Genomic DNA, 2,156 nt, shown 5'->3' on the forward strand with positions numbered 1-2,156 from the left:
CCCCCCGCCCGGGCCCGGCGACGGCCGGGCCGCCCTGCGCACCGCTCAGGCGCCGGCCGAGTTCCAGGTAGAGGACGAGGTCGGCGATCTCCCGGTCGATCGCCTCACGCTGGCGCCGCAATGCGGAGAGCCGGGCCTCGATATCCTGTTCCGACAGACCCATCCGGTGTTCCCTTCAGCCGAACGGAACATCTAGCTCATTCCGTCTGTGTTGGGAACATTCTTTCCGAAACGCCGCGCCGGGGTGATATTCCCACCGCGCGGAACGAAGGGAACGGATCACATTCCCTTCTGGCCTCCCCGCATTCCCTTCACGGAGGCCGGGCGCGGCGGCACCAGCAGTGCACTGGGATCGGCCGGGTGCAGGGTCAGGCCGCCGTCGTCGAGCACGAGCGGCAGGCGCGGAAACACCTCGCGCAGATGCGCCAGATCGGCCTTGAAGGCCTGCCGGAAGCTGCGGATCGAGGCGTTCTCGGCCCCGAACTGCGCGTGCAGGTTGCTCCAGGTCAGCCGCAGCGGGCGCTGCAGGGACCGCAGCCGGTAGCCGGTCCAGAACAGCAGGTCGAGCTTGCGCGCCGAGCCCGAGAAGGCCCGGGCCGCCCGCACGTCCACGGGGAGCGCGTGCTTGATCAGCGTCTCGTAGAATTCCAGGTCGAAGCGGACCGTCCGCCCCGCCTCCTCGTCGCCCTCGCCGGCGCGCGGACGCCACAATTCGAGGCTGCGGAACGGCGGCACGTTGAGGGTGGTGGCGCTGTCGCGCCCGTCCCAGAGGCCGATCTGCATGGTGCAGGCGGCCAGCCGGTTCAGCTGCTCCTTGAACTGCCGGATGGTGCCGCGCTCGCCGCCCGTGACGGCAAACCCCATCTCGCGCATGAAGCCCGAGAGCGTCTCGGCGACCTTCACGGTCGGGCTGCGCTGGCGCACCGCCTCGGTGCAGAGGTGCAGCAGAACCAGCCTGGCCTTCGGCCCGTAGGGCAGCCCCTGCGGCGCGAAGGCGCCGGTCTCCGGATCCTTGATCCGCCCGGCCATCAGGCTGAGCGAGTTGCGCCCGTAGGTGCGGGAGAATTCGCGCACCGGACCGGGATCGCGATAGGGCAGGCCGCACAGCGCCAGCACCGAGTGGATGTGCTGCAGGCTCGACGGCAGGGCCGGCTCGTTCTCGATCACCAGGCGGACCGCGTCGCGTCGGCGCTGGTCGCGCGACAGCTGGGCCCGGCGGAGTTCCTGCGCCCCGAGAACGGCGGCCTGCGCGTCGCGCTCGCGCTGGCGATGCAGCACGTGCTCGACGATCTGGGCGAACAGGAAGCCGCCGCGCGCCGCCTCGATCTCGGCCCGCAGGTCCGCGTCGTGGATCCCGGCGATTTTCTCCTCGATGCCCATCGCCCCTCAGCCCGAGCCGCACGCGGAACCCGTCCCCCCGGCAGGCGGAGGGGCGGCCCGATCCTGCCATGCCACGATTCGCCGGCCGGGGCTCCGGTCCGATCCGGCTTGTCCCGGCAATCCACGGTTCCCCGGGGCTCTCGCGGGCCTGCGCGGCGCAGAGTTGCATACGCACGGATCGGGGGTCTGGGCCCACGCAGAGTTCGATACGCCCGGGCCTCGGGTTTCTATCCCCGCATTCCACCGGTCCGGGCCGGAATCCGCGCCGAATCCGATACGCAACCGCGCAGAATCCAATGCACCCACCGGCCGGATCCGCGCAGACTCCGATACGCCGTCGCGCAGAGTCGCATGCGCACCCACGCAGAGTCGGATACGAAAACCAGGCCCAACCCTCTGATCGGGATGATGAATTCGCCATCCCATATAGTCTTCCGAACTGACTCTCTGAAAGATTCCCTCTTGATAATCTTCCTACTTAACGCGGCGATCGTTCGGTCTGAAGAACACACTCGGTTCCGTCGACATGCACATGGTTTGAAGGGAATATCCCGGATCCATCCACAGACCGGAGCGCCCGGGGAGAGGTCGGCGTTCAGGGAATCCGGGTCTGGGTCGCTCCGGACCCGATGTTTCCGACGGCTTCGGGTTGACGTGGGCTGTGCCGCCCGGTTTCTCGGGCCGACCCATTCTCGAAAGGCCGCGCCGATGCTCCCCTCCCCGATCGCGTTCCGATGACCGGCCGCCGCAACGACGGCCGCCCGGGCGGCCCGCCC

The 2,156-nt window shown here is 69.2% G+C and carries 1 protein-coding gene; it reads right to left on the reverse strand.

The features are described from left to right. Positions 1-279: 279 nt before the first annotated feature. The gene (locus tag FV228_RS27505; RefSeq protein WP_147857408.1) at positions 280-1,380 is read right to left on the reverse strand and encodes a replication protein RepA; all 1,101 of its coding nucleotides are present in this window, start codon (positions 1,378-1,380) and stop codon (positions 280-282) included. Positions 1,381-2,156 lie beyond the last annotated feature (776 nt).

The sequence above is a fragment of the Methylobacterium sp. WL18 genome (assembly GCF_008040015.1).
Taxonomy (GTDB): Bacteria; Pseudomonadota; Alphaproteobacteria; order Rhizobiales; family Beijerinckiaceae; genus Methylobacterium; species Methylobacterium mesophilicum.

Bases quoted from the DNA above. Each gene is read 5' to 3' on its own strand.
- FV228_RS27505 (WP_147857408.1), bottom strand. From the start codon at position 1,380: ATGGGCATCGAGGAGAAAATCGCCGGGATCCACGACGCGGACCTGCGG.